This window comes from Pectobacterium betavasculorum, from assembly GCF_000749845.1.
Classification (GTDB): Bacteria; Pseudomonadota; Gammaproteobacteria; order Enterobacterales; family Enterobacteriaceae; genus Pectobacterium; species Pectobacterium betavasculorum.
Genome location: NZ_JQHM01000008.1, coordinates 47,141 through 66,179 on the forward strand (window position 1 = coordinate 47,141; position 19,039 = coordinate 66,179).

A 19,039-nucleotide genomic window follows, 5' to 3' on the forward strand; every position below is an offset into this window, starting at 1 on the left:
ACAGTTTAACCTCGGGTTTGCAAACGCATTTCACGTTCCACTTCCGTCAGGGAAGCCAGGAACGCATCACGCTCAAAGACGCGTGTCATGTAGCCTTTCAGTTCTTTCGCGCCCGAACCACTCAGTTCAATGCCTATCTGTGGCAAACGCCACAGCAGTGGAGCCAGATAGCAATCCACCAGGCTGAACTCCTCACTCATGAAATAAGGCGCTTCATTGAACACCGGGGCAATTGCCAGCAGTTCTTCACGCAGTTGTTTACGCGCAGCGTCCGCTTCCTGAGCGTTGCCATGCGTAATTTTCTTCAGCAAAGAATACCAGTCGCTCTCAATGCGATGCATCATCAGGCGGCTGTTACCGCGCGCAACCGGGTAGACGGGCATTAATGGCGGATGAGGAAAACGTTCATCCAGATACTCCATGATAATACGTGATTCATAGAGCGTCAGTTCGCGATCGACCAGCGTCGGCACGGAACCATAAGGATTGAGGTCAATAAGATCCTGAGGCAAATTATCCATGTCCACCTGCTCAATCTCGACACTCACACCTTTTTCCGCCAATACAATGCGGACCTGATGGCTAAAAATGTCGGACGGACCAGAAAACAGCGTCATTACCGAACGTTTGTTGGCAGCGACAGCCATGAAAACCTCCAAGTTTATTGAGAAAATATGGCGAATAACCACGCAGTGAATAACCTGCAAACCGCTATTCGAAATTCTGCTCGCCAATGTGTAAACGTCACCTGATAAAATCCATCGTTTTAAACGACTACGCGATAGCTGGCACACAGGCATAAAATCGGCTAATAGCTTATCAGATTTTGTTCGTTTTGTGGGGGCATAAGCGCAATTTCATCGCTAAGATACGGAAAGTAAAGCGTATATTTCGATTAAATTATTTTTAGACATAAAAAACCCGGTGACCAGCACCGGGTTTTTTGCATTGATTTCGCTGCAATGCAGCCAGAAATTAACGCTTGGAGAACTGAGGACGACGACGTGCTTTACGCAGACCGACTTTCTTACGTTCAACCTGACGAGCATCACGAGTAACGAAACCGGCTTTACGCAGTTCGCCACGCAGAGACTCATCATACTCCATCAGAGCACGGGTGATACCGTGACGGATCGCACCAGCCTGACCAGAGATACCACCACCTTTAACGGTGATGTACAGATCAAATTTACCAACCATGTCGACCAGTTCAAGCGGCTGACGAACTACCATGCGGGCAGTTTCGCGACCGAAGTACTGTTCCAGACTACGCTGGTTGATAACGATGTTACCGTTGCCCGGTTTGATGAACACGCGAGCGGCGGAGCTTTTGCGGCGACCAGTGCCGTAGTATTGATTTTCAGCCATTGCCTATAATCCCGATTAAATGTCCAGAACTTGCGGTTGCTGTGCCGCGTGATTGTGCTCGGTGCCCGCGTAAACTTTCAGTTTACGGAACATAGCACGACCCAACGGGCCCTTCGGCAGCATGCCTTTAACCGCGATTTCAATCACACGCTCAGGACGGCGGGCAATCATCTCTTCAAAGGTCGCTTGTTTAATACCACCGATGTGACCGGTGTGATGATAATAAATCTTGTCAGTACGCTTGTTGCCAGTTACAGCAACTTTGTCAGCGTTCAGAACGATGATGTAATCACCCGTATCAACGTGCGGAGTGTATTCCGCTTTATGCTTGCCGCGCAGACGACGAGCCAGTTCAGTAGCGAGACGGCCTAAAGTTTTACCGTTCGCATCAACAACGTACCAGTCGCGTTTTACGGTCTCTGGTTTAGCTGTAAAAGTTTTCATTAAAAGCTTACCCAATAATTAGTTACACGTTGGTGAACACCCAAACGCTCGAAAACAGTTGAGGCTCACACGACCATCAAGTCCAGCAAACCTACCCCTTCGAATAGCCATTGCCGGCACTATAAAGTTTTTGGGAAAAAAACTTTGTTGTAACGTGGGGTCGCAAGATTATAGAGAAGTCATTCTCAAAAATCGACCTTTTTTCACACGCAAATGACGAAAACTACAGCCAGCGTTATGCCAAATGTGGCTGCCGTAGGTACTCTTCGCTTTGCATTTCCTGTAAACGAGATAAACAGCGCTGATATTCAAATTTCAAGTGCTCTCCCTGGTAGATATCAAACATCGAGGCCTGTGCAGAGATAATCAATTTGATACGACGATCGTAGCACTCGTCTACCAGCGCCAGAAAACGGCGAGCGGTATTCTCTTCTTTCGTATCCATCACCGTCACATTGTGCAACAGCACCGTGTGGTAGAGGCGCGAAAGCGCGATGTAATCATTCTGGCTGCGCGCCTCTGTACACAGCGTGTGGAAATCGACTGCCAGCACGCCGTCGCTTACGCCGAGTGTCGCTAGCGGACGATGATTGACCTCCAGCATCGGTCCCGGCGTCTGCAATTTCTTCCCAGTCAGGCGGGTGAACATCTGCTGCATCGCGGCACTTGTCTCTTCATTCAGCGGGGAAAGATAAAGATGTGCCTGTGTTAGCGTTCGCAGACGATAATCGATGCCGGCATCGACATTGCGCACTTCACAATACTGTTTAATTAACTCAATGGCAGGGAGAAAACGCGCACGTTGTAATCCATTGCGATAGAGATCGTCCGGCGGAATATTCGACGTCGCTACCAGCGCAATACCACGGGCAAACAGCGCACGCAGCAATTCAGCCAGCAGCATCGCATCGGTAATGTCAGAGACGAAGAATTCATCAAAGCACAGTACATCGGTTTCGGCTTTGAAACCGTCGGCCACCTTCTCCAGCGGATTTTCTTGCCCCTGAAACTGATTCAACTCTTCATGTACACGCAGCATAAAGCGATGGAAATGCAGACGCATCTTACGTTCGGCAGGCAGGCTATGGAAAAACATATCCATCAGCCAGGTTTTACCACGCCCGACGCCGCCCCACATATACAGCCCTTGAACCGGCGCAGACTCGCGTTTATCACTCAGCCCCAGCCAGCTACGCCATTTCCCCACGCGGCCAGACGCCCCTGCATTGTCATCCGCAACACGTTTGCATAGTGCCTGATGTATCGCTTCCAGACGCACAACCGTTTGCCGCTGCACCTCGTCTGGTTGATATTCACCGGCGGAAAGTGCCTGTTGGTAAAGCGCCAAGGGTGTGGTTTGCTGCCATGTTGTCTGTGGAGTAGCCATCGCAATCCCTGAGAAAAAAGTTAGTTGTATTTTGCTGTGTGTTGCCGTCGATTTAAGCCGTAATCGTCGCAGTTAACAACCTTGATGTCTGCGCTGAGTCAACATTCCTGTCGGTCATCGAGCATCAGGATTCCACTCAGGCAAGGTTAACGGTTATAGTGACTATTATTAAGTGAAAAACCCTACGGGACAACGACGTCAAAATAGGAGCTATTATGACTTGGGAGTATGCGCTGATAGGTTTAGTTGTCGGTATTATTATTGGTGCTGTCGCCATGCGCTTTGGTAACCGTAAGCTGCGGCAACAGCAGGTATTGCAAAATGAGCTGGAGAAAAGCAAAACCGAACTCGAAGACTATCGTCAGGAATTGGTTGGACACTTCGCCCGCAGTGCGGAGCTGTTGGACAACATGGCGGATGACTATCGTCAGCTTTATCAGCACATGGCGAAAAGCTCCAATAACCTGTTACCTAACGTTCCCGGCCATGATAATCCGTTTAAATATCGGCTGACCGAGTCAGAAGCAGATAACGATCAGGCTCCGGTGAATATGCCACCACGCGATTATTCCGATGGCGCGTCTGGTCTGCTGCGTGGCGAAAGCCCGATTCGCAAATAATCCATTCAATCAACTTAAGCGTGAGGCGGCTTGTCTCACGCTTTCTCTTCTCTTGTTCTACGCTTATTAAGATGCGCACCGCAGGCTGTCATCGTTCGATCACACACCATAAAAAGCGATAGTTACAATCTGCTGACGAAACAGCAGTGAACTTTACACATTGATCGTCAGTCTGACTCTTCACCGTGTCTTTAAGTTTATATATCATCGTTTTATTCATCCGCAGGCCGTGAGAGAGTTAATAACAATGAAAAAAACGTCATTATTATTTAGTGCACTGGCAATGAGTATAGGTTTGACCCTGTCCACGCTTCCCACAGCGAATGCTGCACTGCCAGCCGTGGTTCAAGGGCAACAGACGCCAAGCCTGGCTCCGATGCTGGAAAAAGTCTTGCCAGCCGTCGTCAGCGTGCATGTTGAAGGTACACAGGTACAGCGCCAGCGCGTGCCAGAAGAGTTTAAGTTCTTTTTTGGTCCGAATTTCCCGACAGACAAACAAAATTCTCGTCCGTTTGAAGGTCTGGGTTCCGGCGTGATTATTGATGCAGCAAAAGGTTATGTGCTCACCAACAATCACGTTATCAATAACGCCGACAAAATCCGCGTCCAGCTTAATGACGGACGTGAATATGATGCGAAGCTGATCGGTCGCGACGAGCAGACCGATATCGCTCTGCTACAAGTGAACGACGCCAAAAATCTGATCGCCGTGAAAATGGCGGATTCCGATCAATTACGCGTCGGTGACTTTGCCGTTGCCGTTGGTAATCCGTTCGGCCTCGGCCAGACTGCAACATCCGGCATTATCTCCGCACTGGGACGTAGCGGCCTGAATCTTGAAGGACTGGAAAACTTCATCCAGACCGATGCTTCCATCAACCGCGGTAACTCAGGTGGTGCGCTGGTTAACCTCAACGGCGAACTGATCGGTATCAATACCGCGATTCTGGCGCCCGGCGGTGGGAACATCGGCATTGGTTTCGCCATCCCTAGCAACATGGCCCAGAATCTGGCGCAGCAATTGGTTGAATTTGGTGAGGTCAAGCGTGGGCTGCTGGGTATTAAAGGCAGCGAGATGACGTCTGAGATGGCGAAAGCCTTCAAAGTCGACGCGCAGCGCGGTGCCTTCGTCAGCGAGGTTTTACCGAAATCTGCCGCGGCCAAAGCCGGTATTAAGGCGGGCGACGTGTTGACCACGCTGGATGGTAAACCAATCAGCAGCTTTGCAGAACTTCGAGCCAAAGTCGGCACCACCGCGCCAGGCAAGACCGTGAAAATCGGCCTGTTGCGTGATGGTAAACCGCAAGAGGTTTCCGTCGTGTTGGATAACAGCACCTCGGCATCAACCAGCGCCGAAACGCTTTCACCGTCATTACAGGGCGCATCTCTAACCAATGGTCAACTGAAAGACGGCAGTAAAGGTGTACAGATTGATAACGTCGCTAAAGACACGCCAGCAGCGCAGGTCGGTCTGCAAAAAGGCGATATTATCATCGGCGTAAACCGCGAACGTATTGAAAATATCACGCAACTGCGCAAACTGCTGGAGGCAAAACCTTCCGTTCTGGCGTTGAATATTGTTCGTGGCGAAGAAACGATCTATCTGCTGCTACGTTAATCGCTTGTCGTTTTTACGACGGCTTAACCGGCCAGAAAATCGCTAATGTTAAAAAATTTCCAGGAGAAATTTTTAACGTTGTATCAGCAACGGCCCGTAAGGGTGACGGCCAGGGATGGAACGCCATAAAAAATCGGACACCGAGTCATGCGGTGTCCGAACTTCTCGTGATATCCTTCCTCCATCTCCCTTTTTCCACAGAAAATCGCGGCCATGCTTGCTAAGTTATTACGTTCAGCGCTATTTGGTGCCCTCGTTGCCGGTATTATTCTGGCCGTACTTCCGTTTATCGGATCTGGCATGTCGTTTCTGAAAAGCAATGACAGAAATACTGAAGGCTCGCCCGTCAGTTATCATCAGGGCGTCAACCGCGCGGCTCCCGCTGTGGTTAATATTTATAATCGGGTTGCCAATACCGACAAACCCAGTGAAGTCGCGATTCACCCTCTGGGTTCTGGCGTCATCATGAATGAAAAAGGGTATATTTTAACCAACAAGCATGTGATTAATAACGTGCAACAGATTCAGATAGAGCTGTCAGACGGCAGGCTGTATGAAGCACGCGTCATCGGTTCTGATTCCCTGACCGATCTGGCGGTGTTACAAATTGATGGCGTCAACTTACCCGTTATTCCCATGAATCCAGACCGTATACCGCACGTTGGCGATGTTGTGATGGCAATCGGCAACCCTTACAACCTGGGGCAAACCGTCACGCAAGGCGTAATCAGCGCCACCGGTCGTGTCAGCCTCAGCACTTACGGACAGCAAAGAAGCCAGGTTGGACGCCAAAATCTGTTACAAACCGATGCGTCAATTAACCACGGGAATTCCGGCGGCGCGTTGGTCAACACACTCGGTGAACTGGTCGGTATCAATACTCTCTCTTTTGATAAAAGCAGCAATGGCGAAACGCCAGAAGGCATTAGCTTCGCGATTCCCGTGGCACTGGCGACCAAGGTGATGGGCAAGCTGATCCGCGATGGTCGTGTGGTTCGCGGCTATATTGGCATCAACGGCGTACAGCTCGAAAATTTTGAGAACAGCACATCAACCAACAATCGTGATGCGCAGGGTAGATTGACCGGCATTCTCGTCCAGACTATCGATCCAAATGGTCCAGCTGATAAAGCGGGTATCCACATCGAAGACGTCATCGTTAGCGTGAACAATAAGCCTGCACGCTCAATTATCGAGACGATGGAACAGGTTTCGGAAATACATCCCGGCACCGTCATTCCGGTCACTATTGAGCGTGCTAATAAGCAAATCACGCTACAAATGACAATTCAGGAATTCCCGACCCAATAGCAGTATGCAAAGTCGTTAATAAAAGTCACAGCGCGGGCAAACAAGAAACCGGGTGGGAACCCACCCGGCGGCTAACAAATATCATTTGAAGATTAAACGGCAGAAACGCTTACTCGTGCTCTTTAACGCGCTCAATGTTCGCACCCAAGGCACGCAGTTTATCTTCAATGCGGTCATAGCCACGATCGATGTGATAAATACGATCCACTATCGTCACGCCTTCCGCAATACAACCTGCTAATACAAGACTGGCTGACGCACGTAAGTCGGTCGCCATCACCTGCGCCCCCGACAGCTTATCTACGCCGTGGCAAATCACCGTATTGCTCTCGATTTCCGCCTGTGCGCCCATACGGATAAGCTCAGGCACATGCATGAAGCGGTTTTCAAAGATAGTTTCGGTAATCACCCCCGTCCCTTCTGCGACCAGATTCAGTAAGCTGAACTGCGCCTGCATATCGGTCGGGAACCCAGGATGCGGGGAGGTGCGAACGGTAACCGCTTTCGGACGCTTACCGTGCATATCCAGGCTGATCCAGTCTTCGCCAATTTCAATCTCCGCGCCCGCTTCGCGCAGCTTCGCCAACACCGCATCCAGCGTATCAGGACGGGTATTGCGACAAATAATCTGACCACGAGATACCGCAGCCGCGACCAGGAATGTGCCGGTTTCAATACGGTCAGGGACAACGCGATACACGCCGCCACCCAGACGCGCAACGCCTTCAATGGTGATTTTATCGCTGCCTGCACCGCTGATTTTCGCACCCAACGTATTCAGGAAGTTTGCCGTATCGACAATCTCTGGTTCACGCGCGGCGTTCTCAATAATCGTGGTGCCTTCCGCCAGCGTTGCCGCACTCATGATGGTTACCGTGGCACCCACGCTAACCTTATCCATCACGATATGCGCACCTTTCAGGCGTCCATCAACCGTTGCTTTTACATAGCCTTCTTCCAGTACGATCTGCGCCCCGAGCTGCTCAAGGCCGTAAATATGCAAATCCACCGGGCGCGCGCCAATCGCACAGCCGCCGGGCAGCGATACCTGACCCTGGCCAAAACGCGCCACCAGCGGCCCCAAAGCCCAGATCGAAGCGCGCATGGTTTTCACCAGATCGTACGGCGCGCAAAACACGTTTACATCGCTGGCATCCACATGGACGGAACCGTTACGCTCAACGCGCGCACCCAACTGACCAAGCAGCTTCATAGTGGTATCGATGTCGCGCAGTTTCGGTACGTTCTGGATTTCTACCGGCTCTTCTGCGAGTAACGCAGCGAACAGGATTGGCAACGCGGCATTCTTGGCACCGGAAATGGTCACTTCCCCCGCTAAGCGGGTTGGGCCCTGAACACGAAATTTATCCATAGTCTTTGTATCTCAATGTCTTAATTCAATATTTCGTCATACTGATACCGGCAGTGTATTCCCTATCGTACAGGGAATACTTAGAAGCCGTTCAGTTTACGGTCACGTTGCCACTCTTCAGGCGTATAGGCCTTAATCGACAATGCATGAATACGGTTATCCGCGATGTACTCCATCAGCGGCGCATAAACAGCCTGCTGTTTTTTTACTCGGCTCATTCCAGCAAAAAGTCCGCCCACTGCGATGACTTGAAAATGGCTGCCATCACCAGAAACATGGGCTTCTTCCAGTGCTAATGCGTTCATCAGCACGTCTTTAATTTCGTTATTTTCCATCGCTCTCGATTTCTATGTCAGGGGGAGATGATTTACAGGGAGGTATCTTAGATGAATATGACGCTATCTTAAACAAAGAATGCGCCCCTTCAGACGATGCCTAGAGGGGCGAATCCGGTAACCCGCGTTACCGTTTAAGACACAGGAATGATTTCATTCAGGTTATAGAGCGCAATGAGCGTTTTTAACCGATCGCTGGCACCTACAATCGTTATCTCATCGCCTGAACACGGCTGCTGATAAACGTGTATCAGCAATGCCAACCCAGCAGAATCAACACGGTTTAATCCAGACACATCCAGCGTGGTTTTACCCGCTAGCAACGATTCACGCTGCTGCCAGAACGGTAACAGCGTTTCACGATCCAGATCGCCGGTTAATGCCAACGTTGCTTCCTGCGCCTGCCAGTTCAATGCGTTCGCCATGTTCGTACCCAAATTACTTTTTCTGATCCAACGTGATTTTCTGCTTCGCCGAGGCTTCCAGTTGTTGAGTCAGGCCGTCAACGCCTTTCTGACGCAATATTGACGCCCACTCGTTCTGCTTCGTGGTGATCATACTGACGCCTTCGGCAATCATGTCATACGCCTGCCAGTTACCGCTTTTACTGTTCTTACGCCATTGGAAATCCAGACGTACCGGAGGACGGCCACCGTTATCAACGATAGTGACGCGAATGGAAACGATATCGGCATTGCCTAGCGGCTGTTCAGGAGCGATTTGATAAGTCTGCCCGTTATACATCGCCAGAGCCTGCCCATAAGCCTGCTCAAGATAGGCTTCAAACGCTTTGAAATAGGCATCACGCTGTGCCGGTGTTGAATCTTTGTAGTAACGGCCCAGAACCAACGCACCGGCATATCTCACCTGAACATACGGCAACAGTTCTTCACGCACGACAGTACGCAAATAGTCAGGGTTTTGCTTGATTTTGGGCTGCTCATTCTTTAAACGATCAAAGGTTTTTCCCGCCGCTTCATTCATTAAACGATAGGGATTGGTTTGATCCGCCGCGTTGGCTAATGGCGCGACCACCAGTAAAGCTACCATCAGTAAACGTTTAAACATGCAGATATCCTCTTATGGATGTGAAGGAACAGGTTCGTTGCTGTGCTCAGAGGTTGCCGCAGAATCGTCACCCGGCTCCGGCCCCGATTGCCCCGATTGCCCCGCATTATCCTCACTATTGCCACCGCTCTTATATAGGAATTGACCGATGAGATCTTCAAGCACCATCGCTGACTTGGTGTCTTGAATCACACCACCGTCCTTCAGAATCGTCGTCCCCATATCCTCATCTTCAAACCCGATATTCAATGCCAGATACTGCTCGCCCAGCAAGCCCGAGGTACGAATAGCCAGAGAACTGGTATCGGGGATATGATCGTAACGCTGCTGAATATCCATCGCCACACGCGGCAGGTAGGTTTTCTCATCCAGCGAGATATCCGCCACGCGGCCAATGACCACGCCGCCAATTCGGATCGGAGAACGCGCTTTCAACCCGCCAATGTTGTCAAATGTCGCGTACAGACGATACGTTGGCTCACTGCCTATCGCCTTGAGATCGGCCACTTTCAGGCATAAAAAGAGAATGGCAGCCAGCGCGATCAACATAAACACACCAACCCAGACTTCAGTTTTCTTTGTTTGCATCGACTCAGTTCCCAAACATCAGTGCTGTCAGCACAAAATCCAATCCCAGTACCGCTAACGACGAATGCACGACGGTTCGGGTCGTTGCACGGCTAATCCCCTCAGACGTCGGGATCGCATCATAGCCGTTAAACAGTGCAATCCAGGTCACGGTAATCGCAAATACGATACTTTTAATCACACAGTTCAATACATCCTGACGCCAGTCAACCGCGCCCTGCATGGCAGACCAGAAGAACCCGCTGTCGATACCTTTCCAGTCCACACCGACCAACGCGCCTCCCCAAATGCCCACCGCGACAAAAATCACTGCCAGCAGCGGCATACTGATTAACCCAGCCCAAAAGCGCGGTGCGACAACGCGGCGCAGCGGGTCAACCGCCATCATCTCCATGCTGGAAAGCTGCTCGGTTGCCTTCATCAGACCGATTTCCGCCGTCAACGCGGACCCAGCTCGCCCGGCGAACAGCAGTGCCGTCACCACCGGACCAAGCTCACGCAGCAGCGACAGCGCCACCATCATGCCCAAACTGGCCTCGGCACTGTACGTCGTCAGGATGATATAGCCCTGTAACCCCAGCACCATACCGATGAACAAACCGGAAACCATGATGATAAGCAGCGACTGCACGCCAACGCTGTAAAGTTGTTTCACCAACAGCGGCCACTGTTTTCTGAATTCAGGTCTACCCACCAGCGCATTAAACAGCATCAGCCCTGCGCGCCCAAACGAGGCACTAGTAGAGATTCCCTGACGCCCTAGCGACGCCAACGTCCGTAATAACATGACTGCGTTAACCCCCTGAGCCTAGCAGCGACGTTTTATAGTCGCCCGCTGGAAAACGGAAAGGCACTGGCCCGTCGGCGATGCCATCCAGGAACTGACGAACCTGCGAATCATTATTCGCCCTTAGCTGTTCCGCTGTTCCTTCCGCTATCACCCGTTTGTCGGCCACAATATAGGCGTAATCGGCGATGCTCATCACCTCCGGTACATCGTGAGAAACCACAACGCAGGTCACGCCCAATGCATGGTTCAACTCGTCAATAAGCTTCACCAGAGTCCCCAGCGTGATCGGATCCTGCCCGACAAAAGGCTCATCAAACATAATCAGTTCAGGGTCGAGCGCAATGGCTCTCGCCAGCGCCGCGCGCCGCGCCATACCACCGGAAAGCTCCGCTGGCATCAGCTCGGCAGCACCACGCAACCCCACGGCTTCCAACTTCATCATCACAATGCTACGCAGCAGCGACTCCGGCAGTTGGGTATGTTCACGCAGCGGCCAGGCGACATTATCAAACACGTTCAAATCGGTGAATAACGCCCCGGACTGAAACAACATGCTCATTTTCTTGCGCGCGTTGTACAGTTCGCTGCGCGATAGCGCGGGGATGTTCTCACCATCAAACCAGATTTGACCACTGTCCGGCGGTAGTTGCCCGCCGATCAGACGCAGCAACGTAGTTTTACCGATACCAGAAGGCCCCATGATCGCAGTGACCTTGCCTTTAGGAACGTTCAGCGTGATATCCGTAAAAATCTCTCGCTCTCCGCGACGAAAGCTAAGACCACGGATCTCGACCAGATTAGTTGCCTCATGGTTCATTATTTCCATTCCTTACCAATCAGTACGCTTATAGAGGTCTTTCATTCCAGCCTAACGGCTGGTTTTGATCAGAGTGAGAGTTTTACAAAAACTTACCGCAAGTTCTTGTCCAAAATGGCGGCATACACCGTTATCTGGTTTTACTTATCGCGACAGGTTTTACTTTTTCGCCCAGCACCGTCAGAATTAGCACTCATCACAGAAAAATGCTTTTTGTGCGAAATTCGTCCAAAAATACTGACTTATTCGACAACAAGCTGGTGATTATACACTAAATAATTCGAGTTGCAGGAAGGCGGCGGCGCAGCGCGTCTCAGCGAACTTACACCAGTAAGTGACTGAGGTGAGCAAGAAAAACCAGCGCACATGCAGCTTGAAGTATGATCCTATTAAAGGACTCTGCATGCTTTTTGCAACACTACTCTTGTTCGTTGGTTTGCTACTACTGGTCTACGGAGCCGATCGTCTTGTCTATGGCGCCGCTGTGCTTGCACGTTCCCTCGGCTTACCTCCTTTCGTCATCGGCATCACCGTTGTCGGCTTCGGCACTTCGCTACCGGAGCTGGTTGTTTCTGTTACCGCCGCTTTAAACGAACAGAATGATATGGCTGTCGGTAATGTTATCGGCTCCAATATCACCAATATTTTACTCATCCTCGGCAGCGCCGCGCTCATTCGCCCACTCACGGTACATTCGACCATACTGCGCCGGGAATTGCCGCTCATGTTGTCCGTCACTTTATTGTGTGGCGTTTTACTGCATGATAGCTACCTGAGCCGTGCCGACGGCATGCTGCTACTCTTTGCCGCCATTCTGTGTCTGGTGTTGATACTTCGGATGGCGCAACAGGCGCAGTTGGAAGGCGGTGATAGCCTGACTCGCGAACAGTTGGCGGAACTTCCGCAGGACGACAGCAATCAGATGGTTGCTGTGCTGTGGCTGATTCTCGGCATGATTATTTTACCCATGGCTGCCCGTATGGTGGTGGATAACGCAACCGTCATTGCACGCTACTTCGATGTCAGCGAGTTGACTATCGGGCTGACGATATTGGCGATTGGCACCAGCCTGCCCGAACTCGCTACCGCTATCGTCGGGACGTTGAAGAAAGAAGATGATATCGCGCTGGGTAACCTGATCGGTTCGAACATTTTTAATATCGCGATTGTTATGGGTGTACCCGCGCTGCTCTCGCCGGGCGCACTGAACCCTCAGATTTTTCAGCGCGACTATTGGGTTATGCTGGCGGCGAGTGTGCTGTTGACCGCCCTGTGCCTCAGCAAAAAACGCCATATAGGACAGGGCGCAGGCGCATTATTATGCTGCGCGTTTATCACCTATCTTACGGTGCTGTTCTGTTTTTCATAATTACGCGGTTTCGTTTCTCATAATATGTTGTTCCGTTTTTCATCATAATCAGGACTATTGGTATGTCACAGTTTGAACAAGACGCTCACCTAAAACAGCAGTCTGACCGTGCACTATCCGAACATAGACTACAGCCCGATTTCGACTTCCAGCAGGCGGGTAAGCAAGTATTGAGTATTGAACGCGATGGGCTTGCGCAATTAGACCAGTACATTGACGACAATTTTACCCTCGCCTGCAAAAAGATCTTTCACTGCCAAGGCAAAGTGGTAGTGATGGGCATGGGCAAATCTGGCCATATCGGTTGCAAAATTGCCGCGACCTTCGCCAGCACCGGCACTCCCGCGTTTTTTGTTCATCCGGGCGAAGCCAGCCATGGCGACCTCGGCATGGTGACACCACGTGATATCGTGATCGCCATTTCTAATTCTGGCGAATCGCATGAAATCCTCTCGCTGATACCCGTTCTGAAACGCCAGAAAGTATTCCTGATCTGCATGACTAGCGCCCCAGAAAGTACGATGGGTAAAGCGGCGGATATTCACCTGTGCGTCCACGTCCCACAGGAAGCCTGCCCACTCGGCCTGGCGCCAACCACCAGCACCACGGCAACATTGGTTATGGGTGACGCGCTGGCCGTGGCCTTACTACAGGCACGCGGCTTTACCGCTGAGGATTTTGCCCTTTCTCACCCCGGTGGCGCACTCGGCCGCAAACTTTTACTGCGCGTCAGCGATATCATGCACTCAGGCGACGAGATTCCTCATGTCTCACACGATGCCTCTCTGCGTGATGCGCTGGTGGAAATTACGCGCAAAAATCTGGGTATGACGGTAATCTGCGAGGCGGATATGAAAATTCAGGGCATCTTCACTGATGGTGACCTGCGCCGCATCTTCGACATGAATATAGACTTGAACAGCGCGCGCATTGCTGATGTGATGACCGCAGGCGGCATCCGGGTGTCACCGCAAACGCTGGCGGTGGATGCTCTTAACCTGATGCAGTCACGCCATATCACCTCGGTGCTGGTAGCAGAAAACGATCGTCTGGTCGGTATTGTCCATATGCACGATATGTTGCGGGCTGGCGTGGTTTAAAAAGAAAGGATAATTGTGAATGAGTGAAACCAGGGCGCAAACCGATACCTGTTATGGACCGGTCGATCAGCAGGTACTGGATAAAGCCCGTGAAGTTCGCCTGTTAATCTGCGACGTTGACGGCGTGATGTCCGATGGTCTGATTTACATGGGTAACCACGGTGAAGAGCTGAAAGCCTTTAACGTCCGTGACGGCTATGGCATTCGCTGCTTGCTGACATCTGACATTGAGGTTGCAATCATTACCGGGCGTTCCGCAAAATTGCTGGGAGATCGCTGTAAAACGCTAGGCATTACCCATCTTTATCAGGGGCAGTCGGATAAGGTTTTGGCCTTCAACGATCTGTTAGATAAACTGTCAGTAACTGCAAATCAGGTCGCGTATATTGGCGACGACATGATCGACTGGCCAGTGATGGCACAGGTTGGGCTGAGCGTTGCCGTGGCAGATGCACACCCGCTGCTATTACCGCGTGCAGATTATGTCACCCGCATTGCGGGTGGTCGTGGCGCAGTACGTGAGCTATGTGATTTGATTCTGTTCTCGCAGGACAAGCTGGAGCATGCCAAAGGGTTGTCAATATGAGTAAAACCAAGCGTTGGCTGACCGCTTTTCTGGCACTATTGGTGCTTATCCTCATCGGCTGGACTATTGCGGATGACAACACGGTAACGACACCGGGTGCCAACGATCCTGCCGTGCCAGTCTATACCAGCGAAAAAACCAACACGCAGGTATATAGCCCTGCCGGTAAACTGAGCTACAGACTGATTTCGGAAAAAGCCGAGTATTTCAACGACGAGCAGTTGAGTTGGTTTACGACTCCTGTTGCCACGCTGTTCAACGAACAGGGTACAGCAACCTGGTCAGTACGCGCCGATCGCGCCAAGCTGACAAAAGACAAGATGCTCTATCTGTACGGTCACGTCGAGGTGAATAGCCTGACGAAAGACGCACAGCTTCAACGCATCACAACGAATAATGCCCAGGTGAATCTGGTCACGCAGGACGTCTCTTCCGATGATGAAGTCACCCTGTACGGCACCAGCTTTACCTCAAGCGGAATGAAAATGCGCGGGAACCTGCGTAACAAAACGGCCGAGTTGATCGAAAAGGTAAAAACCTCTTATGAAATCCAAAACCAATAACCTGATGCGTAACACCCTGATCGCCAGCTCGCTGTTCGCCGTCAGCATTTCCGCCTTTGCCGTCACGGGCGATAGCAACCAGCCTATTCACATTGATTCAGCACAGCAATCTCTGGACATGCAGGGCAACACGGTGACGTTCACTGGCAATGTTGTCGTTAAGCAAGGGACGATTGAAGTGAAAGCCGACAAGGTCGTCGTGACGCGTCCACAGGGCGCGCAAGGCAGTGAAGTGGTGGAAGGTTACGGTAACCCCGTGACGTTCTACCAGATGCAGGACAATGGCAAGCCGGTAAAAGGTCACGCGCAAAAAATCCGCTATGAACTAGCCAAAGACTTTCTGGTGCTGACAGGTGATGCTTATCTGGAACAGCAGGACAGCAATGTAAAAGGCGATCGCATCACCTATCTGGTGAAACAACAGCAGATGGAAGCAACCAGCGACAAAGGAAAACGCGTGACGACGGTGTTAGTTCCCTCTCAGCTTCAGGATAAAGAGAACAAGAGCCAGCCTTCTCGTTCTCAACAACCGCAACCTCGGGTCACTGAATAAGTTATGGCAACATTAACCGCAGAAAATCTGGCCAAGGCGTATAAAGGCCGTAAGGTCGTGGAAAACGTCAGCCTCACCGTCAATTCAGGTGAAATCGTCGGCCTGCTCGGGCCGAACGGTGCGGGTAAAACAACCACGTTCTACATGGTCGTCGGCATCGTCCCGCGTGATGAAGGACGTATCGTCATTGACGACGATGACATCAGCCTGCTACCCCTGCACGAACGTGCCCTGCGCGGCATCGGTTATTTACCGCAGGAAGCCTCTATTTTCCGTCGCTTAAGCGTCTATGACAATCTGATGGCGGTGTTACAGATCCGTAAAGATCTGACGACCGAGCAGCAGGAAGATCGTGCTAATGAACTGATGGAAGAATTCCATATTATTCATTTGCGCGATAGTCTGGGACAATCGCTGTCTGGTGGGGAAAGACGCCGCGTAGAGATTGCTCGGGCACTGGCGGCGAATCCTAAATTCATCCTGCTGGATGAACCGTTTGCGGGCGTAGACCCGATCTCCGTACTGGATATTAAAAAAATCATTGAGCATCTGCGTGACAGCGGGCTTGGCGTGTTGATTACCGATCATAACGTCCGCGAAACGCTTGATGTCTGTGAACGAGCCTATATCGTGAGTCAGGGCAACCTGATCGCCCACGGTTCACCGACCGATATTCTGGCCGATGAACAGGTGAAACGCGTCTATCTGGGCGAAGGCTTCCGACTCTGATAGGGTAATATTTTCTCTTTGCAGTACTTATGGGACGTTAGCGCGATTTATGAAGCAAGGTTTGCAACTCAGGCTTAGCCAGCAACTGGCCATGACTCCACAGCTCCAACAGGCGATCCGCCTGTTGCAACTGTCCACGCTTGAATTGCAACAGGAGATTCAACTGGCGCTGGAAAGCAATCCGTTGCTCGAACAAACGGATCAGCACGACGAAATCGAGTCATTTGAAAAGACAGATAGCGATTCACTGGATACCGGTGAAGCCCTTGAACAAAGGGATATGCCGGAAGAATTGCCGCTCGATGCCACCTGGGATGAGATCTACTCCGCAGGGACACCGTCAGGCACCGGCACTGACTATCGCGATGAAGAACTGCCTATTTATCAAGGCGAAACCACGCAAACACTTCAGGATTACCTGATGTGGCAGGTTGAACTGACGCCGTTTTCAGATACCGATGCCGCCATTGCGACTTCTATCGTCGACGCGGTAGACAACACTGGCTACCTGACTGTGCCGCTGGAGGACATCCTCGACAGCATCGGTGATGACGAGGTGACGCTGGAAGAAGTCGAAGCCGTACTCAAGCGCGTGCAGCGCTTTGATCCCGTTGGCGTCGCCGCCCGCGATCTGCGTGATTGTCTGCTGGTACAGCTTTCCCAATTTGACGACAGCACATCGCGTCTGTCCGAAGCCCGCCTGATCGTCAGCGAACATCTCGATCTATTAGCCAATCATGATTTCCGCAGCCTGATCCGCGTTACTCGTCTGAAAGAAGAGGTGCTAAAAGAAGCGCTGGCGCTGATCCAATCGCTCGATCCACGTCCTGGGCAGTCGATCAACACCGGTGAATCCGAATACGTAATCCCTGACGTACTGGTGCGCAAAATTCAGGGCGTCTGGGCCGTTGAACTGAACACCGACAGCGTTCCCCGCCTACAGATTAACCAGCAATATGCGGCGCTGGGTAACAGTGCGCGCAACGACAGCGACGGGCAATTTATCCGTAGCAACCTGCAAGAGGCGCGCTGGCTCATCAAAAGCCTGGAAAGTCGCAATGACACGCTGCTGAAAGTGACCCGCTGTATCGTCGAGCAACAGCAGGATTTCTTCGAGCAGGGTGAAGAATTCATGAAGCCTATGGTACTGGCAGACATCGCGCAGGCGGTGGATATGCATGAATCCACTATTTCACGCGTGACGACACAGAAGTTCCTGCACAGTCCACGCGGCATTTTTGAGCTAAAATATTTCTTCTCCAGCCACGTAAATACCGATAGCGGCGGAGAAGCCTCGTCAACGGCAATTCGCGCGCTGGTGAAGAAGCTTATTGCAGCGGAAAACCCCGTGAAGCCATTGAGCGATAGCAAGCTTACGGCACTGCTCTCCGATCAGGGCATCATCGTGGCGCGCCGTACCGTTGCAAAATACCGAGAGTCTTTATCTATCCCACCATCAAATCAGCGTAAACAACTGATTTGATCACAACTAGAAGGAAGACACTATGCAGCTCAACATTACCGGACACCACATCGAGATCACTGAGCCACTGCGTGATTTTGTGAATGGAAAATTTGCCAAATTAGAGCAGTATTTTGACCGGATTAATCAGGTCAATGTGGTATTGAGAGTGGAAAAAGTTCAGCAAATTGCCGAGGCTACGCTCCATGTTAATGGTGGAGAGCTGCATGCAACCTCTGAAGCGGAAGATATGTACGCGGCAATAGATTTATTGATTGATAAGCTGGCGAGACAGCTCAATAAGCATAAAGATAAACTCAAACAGCACTAATTTTCTCCCTTGCCGTTTGGCAAAGGGACAAACTCGGCCCATCGAACAGGTGGGTCGGGATCACCAGAAGTGAAAGCGTCATTAAGTGAAAATAAAATGAACCACGATCCCGTATTGCAACTCAGCACCGTTTTACGTCCTGAGTGCACCCGAAGCACCGTCCACTGCCAGAGTAAGAAACGGGCATTGGAAATTATCAGTGAGCTGGCCGCTCAGCAGCTCAATATTCCTTCGCAGATTATCTTCGATGCCATTCTCACCCGGGAACGTATGGGCAGTACGGGAATCGGCGGCGGCATTGCCATTCCTCACGGTAAGCTGGAAGACGATAATGCGCTGGGCGCCATCGGTGTTTTCATTCAGTTAGAGCAACCGATCGCTTTCGATGCCATTGATAATCAGGCTGTTGATCTGCTTTTTGCCTTGCTGGTTCCAGCAGAACAATGTAAAACCCATTTACATACCCTGTCGCTTGTTGCCAAGCGGCTGGCGGATAAAACGGTTTGCCGACGCCTGCGGGCGGCGCAAAGCGATGAAGAGCTGTACCAGATTATGACGGAAGCGGGTTAATCGTCATACTCACGATGACTGGCAATTCGCGGAGAGTCAGAGAATGCTTGCAATCCGT

Annotated in this window: 23 protein-coding genes; 12 read left to right on the forward strand and 11 right to left on the reverse strand. The window is 51.3% G+C overall.

Translation table 11 applies throughout. From position 1 onward, the window contains the following. Positions 1 to 5: 5 nt before the first annotated feature. The 4 genes from sspA to zapE all read right to left on the reverse strand — a co-directional run bounded on the left by sspA (position 6) and on the right by zapE (position 3,199). Positions 6 to 647, reverse strand: coding sequence for a stringent starvation protein SspA (sspA, locus tag KP22_RS15165; RefSeq protein ID WP_039304076.1), 642 nt, complete (start codon positions 645 to 647; stop codon positions 6 to 8). A gap of 328 nt (positions 648 to 975) precedes the next feature. Next, positions 976 to 1,368, reverse strand: coding sequence for a 30S ribosomal protein S9 (gene rpsI / locus KP22_RS15170; RefSeq protein ID WP_005975490.1), 393 nt, complete (start codon positions 1,366 to 1,368; stop codon positions 976 to 978). Positions 1,369 to 1,383: 15 nt separating this feature from the next. Next, a complete protein-coding gene (gene rplM / locus KP22_RS15175; protein ID WP_005975488.1) occupies positions 1,384 to 1,812 on the reverse strand; it encodes a 50S ribosomal protein L13 in 429 nt (142 codons plus the stop codon). A gap of 235 nt (positions 1,813 to 2,047) precedes the next feature. After that, complete coding sequence (gene zapE / locus KP22_RS15180; RefSeq protein ID WP_039304073.1) at positions 2,048 to 3,199, reverse strand: cell division protein ZapE; 1,152 nt, start codon at positions 3,197 to 3,199, stop codon at positions 2,048 to 2,050. Between the two features lie 215 nt (positions 3,200 to 3,414). Between zapE and zapG the strand changes: the two genes are divergently transcribed. From zapG to degS, 3 genes are all read left to right on the forward strand, one after another. Next, on the forward strand, positions 3,415 to 3,819 hold the full coding sequence (zapG, locus tag KP22_RS15185; protein WP_039304070.1) for a Z-ring associated protein ZapG: 405 nt from the start codon (positions 3,415 to 3,417) through the stop codon (positions 3,817 to 3,819). Positions 3,820 to 4,066: 247 nt separating this feature from the next. Further along, positions 4,067 to 5,437: a serine endoprotease DegQ gene (gene degQ / locus KP22_RS15190; protein WP_039304067.1), complete on the forward strand. Its 1,371-nt coding sequence runs from the start codon at positions 4,067 to 4,069 to the stop codon at positions 5,435 to 5,437. A gap of 213 nt (positions 5,438 to 5,650) precedes the next feature. Next, a complete protein-coding gene (degS, locus tag KP22_RS15195; RefSeq protein WP_039325086.1) occupies positions 5,651 to 6,748 on the forward strand; it encodes an outer membrane-stress sensor serine endopeptidase DegS in 1,098 nt (365 codons plus the stop codon). A gap of 109 nt (positions 6,749 to 6,857) precedes the next feature. Here the strand turns inward: degS and murA are convergent, their stop codons facing one another. From murA to mlaF, 7 genes are all read right to left on the reverse strand, one after another. Further along, positions 6,858 to 8,120 (reverse strand): UDP-N-acetylglucosamine 1-carboxyvinyltransferase, encoded by a 1,263-nt coding sequence (gene murA / locus KP22_RS15200; RefSeq protein ID WP_039304060.1) that lies wholly within the window; start codon positions 8,118 to 8,120, stop codon positions 6,858 to 6,860. Positions 8,121 to 8,200: 80 nt separating this feature from the next. Next, positions 8,201 to 8,455, reverse strand: a complete 255-nt coding sequence (gene ibaG / locus KP22_RS15205) for a BolA family iron metabolism protein IbaG (RefSeq protein WP_039304057.1) — start codon at positions 8,453 to 8,455, stop codon at positions 8,201 to 8,203. Between the two features lie 134 nt (positions 8,456 to 8,589). Continuing rightward, on the reverse strand, positions 8,590 to 8,880 hold the full coding sequence (gene mlaB, locus KP22_RS15210) for a lipid asymmetry maintenance protein MlaB (RefSeq protein ID WP_039325088.1): 291 nt from the start codon (positions 8,878 to 8,880) through the stop codon (positions 8,590 to 8,592). Between the two features lie 13 nt (positions 8,881 to 8,893). Further along, positions 8,894 to 9,523: a phospholipid-binding protein MlaC gene (gene mlaC, locus KP22_RS15215; protein WP_039325090.1), complete on the reverse strand. Its 630-nt coding sequence runs from the start codon at positions 9,521 to 9,523 to the stop codon at positions 8,894 to 8,896. A gap of 12 nt (positions 9,524 to 9,535) precedes the next feature. Next, positions 9,536 to 10,111 carry an outer membrane lipid asymmetry maintenance protein MlaD gene (mlaD, locus tag KP22_RS15220; RefSeq protein WP_039325092.1) on the reverse strand — a complete coding sequence of 192 codons (576 nt, stop codon included), beginning with the start codon at positions 10,109 to 10,111 and terminating at the stop codon, positions 9,536 to 9,538. A 4-nt stretch (positions 10,112 to 10,115) separates the two neighbouring features. Continuing rightward, a complete protein-coding gene (gene mlaE / locus KP22_RS15225; RefSeq protein ID WP_039304049.1) occupies positions 10,116 to 10,898 on the reverse strand; it encodes a lipid asymmetry maintenance ABC transporter permease subunit MlaE in 783 nt (260 codons plus the stop codon). A 7-nt stretch (positions 10,899 to 10,905) separates the two neighbouring features. Further along, entirely contained in the window at positions 10,906 to 11,718 is an 813-nt protein-coding gene (gene mlaF, locus KP22_RS15230) for a phospholipid ABC transporter ATP-binding protein MlaF (protein ID WP_039304045.1), read from the reverse strand. Between the two features lie 403 nt (positions 11,719 to 12,121). Between mlaF and KP22_RS15235 the strand changes: the two genes are divergently transcribed. The 9 genes from KP22_RS15235 (at position 12,122) to ptsN (ending at position 18,981) form a co-directional block, all read left to right on the forward strand. Beyond that, the gene (locus tag KP22_RS15235) at positions 12,122 to 13,087 is read left to right on the forward strand and encodes a calcium/sodium antiporter (protein ID WP_039304042.1); all 966 of its coding nucleotides are present in this window, start codon (positions 12,122 to 12,124) and stop codon (positions 13,085 to 13,087) included. A 62-nt stretch (positions 13,088 to 13,149) separates the two neighbouring features. Further along, positions 13,150 to 14,187, forward strand: a complete 1,038-nt coding sequence (gene kdsD, locus KP22_RS15240) for an arabinose-5-phosphate isomerase KdsD (protein ID WP_039304039.1) — start codon at positions 13,150 to 13,152, stop codon at positions 14,185 to 14,187. 19 nt (positions 14,188 to 14,206) lie between these two features. Then, positions 14,207 to 14,773 carry a 3-deoxy-manno-octulosonate-8-phosphatase KdsC gene (gene kdsC / locus KP22_RS15245; protein WP_039325094.1) on the forward strand — a complete coding sequence of 189 codons (567 nt, stop codon included), beginning with the start codon at positions 14,207 to 14,209 and terminating at the stop codon, positions 14,771 to 14,773. After that, on the forward strand, positions 14,770 to 15,336 hold the full coding sequence (gene lptC / locus KP22_RS15250; protein ID WP_039304032.1) for an LPS export ABC transporter periplasmic protein LptC: 567 nt from the start codon (positions 14,770 to 14,772) through the stop codon (positions 15,334 to 15,336). The genes kdsC and lptC overlap by 4 nt, the downstream gene beginning before the upstream one ends. Beyond that, positions 15,317 to 15,889 (forward strand): lipopolysaccharide ABC transporter substrate-binding protein LptA, encoded by a 573-nt coding sequence (gene lptA, locus KP22_RS15255; protein WP_039304028.1) that lies wholly within the window; start codon positions 15,317 to 15,319, stop codon positions 15,887 to 15,889. Before lptC ends, lptA begins: the two co-directional genes overlap by 20 nt. A gap of 3 nt (positions 15,890 to 15,892) precedes the next feature. Then, complete coding sequence (gene lptB / locus KP22_RS15260; RefSeq protein ID WP_010296638.1) at positions 15,893 to 16,618, forward strand: LPS export ABC transporter ATP-binding protein; 726 nt, start codon at positions 15,893 to 15,895, stop codon at positions 16,616 to 16,618. Positions 16,619 to 16,667: 49 nt separating this feature from the next. Beyond that, on the forward strand, positions 16,668 to 18,101 hold the full coding sequence (gene rpoN, locus KP22_RS15265) for an RNA polymerase factor sigma-54 (RefSeq protein ID WP_039325095.1): 1,434 nt from the start codon (positions 16,668 to 16,670) through the stop codon (positions 18,099 to 18,101). Positions 18,102 to 18,123: 22 nt separating this feature from the next. Beyond that, the gene (hpf, locus tag KP22_RS15270; RefSeq protein ID WP_011091920.1) at positions 18,124 to 18,411 is read left to right on the forward strand and encodes a ribosome hibernation promoting factor; all 288 of its coding nucleotides are present in this window, start codon (positions 18,124 to 18,126) and stop codon (positions 18,409 to 18,411) included. 96 nt (positions 18,412 to 18,507) lie between these two features. After that, a complete protein-coding gene (gene ptsN / locus KP22_RS15275; RefSeq protein WP_039325096.1) occupies positions 18,508 to 18,981 on the forward strand; it encodes a PTS IIA-like nitrogen regulatory protein PtsN in 474 nt (157 codons plus the stop codon). Positions 18,982 to 19,039 lie beyond the last annotated feature (58 nt).

Bases quoted from the DNA above. Each gene is read 5' to 3' on its own strand.
- sspA (WP_039304076.1), bottom strand. From the start codon at position 647: ATGGCTGTCGCTGCCAACAAACGTTCGGTAATGACGCTGTTTTCTGGT.
- zapE (WP_039304073.1), bottom strand. From the start codon at position 3,199: ATGGCTACTCCACAGACAACATGGCAGCAAACCACACCCTTGGCGCTT.
- mlaE (WP_039304049.1), bottom strand. From the start codon at position 10,898: ATGTTATTACGGACGTTGGCGTCGCTAGGGCGTCAGGGAATCTCTACT.
- degQ (WP_039304067.1), top strand. From the start codon at position 4,067: ATGAAAAAAACGTCATTATTATTTAGTGCACTGGCAATGAGTATAGGT.
- lptB (WP_010296638.1), top strand. From the start codon at position 15,893: ATGGCAACATTAACCGCAGAAAATCTGGCCAAGGCGTATAAAGGCCGT.
- degS (WP_039325086.1), top strand. From the start codon at position 5,651: ATGCTTGCTAAGTTATTACGTTCAGCGCTATTTGGTGCCCTCGTTGCC.
- lptC (WP_039304032.1), top strand. From the start codon at position 14,770: ATGAGTAAAACCAAGCGTTGGCTGACCGCTTTTCTGGCACTATTGGTG.
- lptA (WP_039304028.1), top strand. From the start codon at position 15,317: ATGAAATCCAAAACCAATAACCTGATGCGTAACACCCTGATCGCCAGC.
- KP22_RS15235 (WP_039304042.1), top strand. From the start codon at position 12,122: ATGCTTTTTGCAACACTACTCTTGTTCGTTGGTTTGCTACTACTGGTC.
- rpoN (WP_039325095.1), top strand. From the start codon at position 16,668: ATGAAGCAAGGTTTGCAACTCAGGCTTAGCCAGCAACTGGCCATGACT.
- murA (WP_039304060.1), bottom strand. From the start codon at position 8,120: ATGGATAAATTTCGTGTTCAGGGCCCAACCCGCTTAGCGGGGGAAGTG.
- zapG (WP_039304070.1), top strand. From the start codon at position 3,415: ATGACTTGGGAGTATGCGCTGATAGGTTTAGTTGTCGGTATTATTATT.
- kdsC (WP_039325094.1), top strand. From the start codon at position 14,207: ATGAGTGAAACCAGGGCGCAAACCGATACCTGTTATGGACCGGTCGAT.
- rplM (WP_005975488.1), bottom strand. From the start codon at position 1,812: ATGAAAACTTTTACAGCTAAACCAGAGACCGTAAAACGCGACTGGTAC.
- ptsN (WP_039325096.1), top strand. From the start codon at position 18,508: ATGAACCACGATCCCGTATTGCAACTCAGCACCGTTTTACGTCCTGAG.
- ibaG (WP_039304057.1), bottom strand. From the start codon at position 8,455: ATGGAAAATAACGAAATTAAAGACGTGCTGATGAACGCATTAGCACTG.
- hpf (WP_011091920.1), top strand. From the start codon at position 18,124: ATGCAGCTCAACATTACCGGACACCACATCGAGATCACTGAGCCACTG.
- rpsI (WP_005975490.1), bottom strand. From the start codon at position 1,368: ATGGCTGAAAATCAATACTACGGCACTGGTCGCCGCAAAAGCTCCGCC.
- mlaB (WP_039325088.1), bottom strand. From the start codon at position 8,880: ATGGCGAACGCATTGAACTGGCAGGCGCAGGAAGCAACGTTGGCATTA.
- kdsD (WP_039304039.1), top strand. From the start codon at position 13,150: ATGTCACAGTTTGAACAAGACGCTCACCTAAAACAGCAGTCTGACCGT.
- mlaD (WP_039325092.1), bottom strand. From the start codon at position 10,111: ATGCAAACAAAGAAAACTGAAGTCTGGGTTGGTGTGTTTATGTTGATC.
- mlaF (WP_039304045.1), bottom strand. From the start codon at position 11,718: ATGAACCATGAGGCAACTAATCTGGTCGAGATCCGTGGTCTTAGCTTT.
- mlaC (WP_039325090.1), bottom strand. From the start codon at position 9,523: ATGTTTAAACGTTTACTGATGGTAGCTTTACTGGTGGTCGCGCCATTA.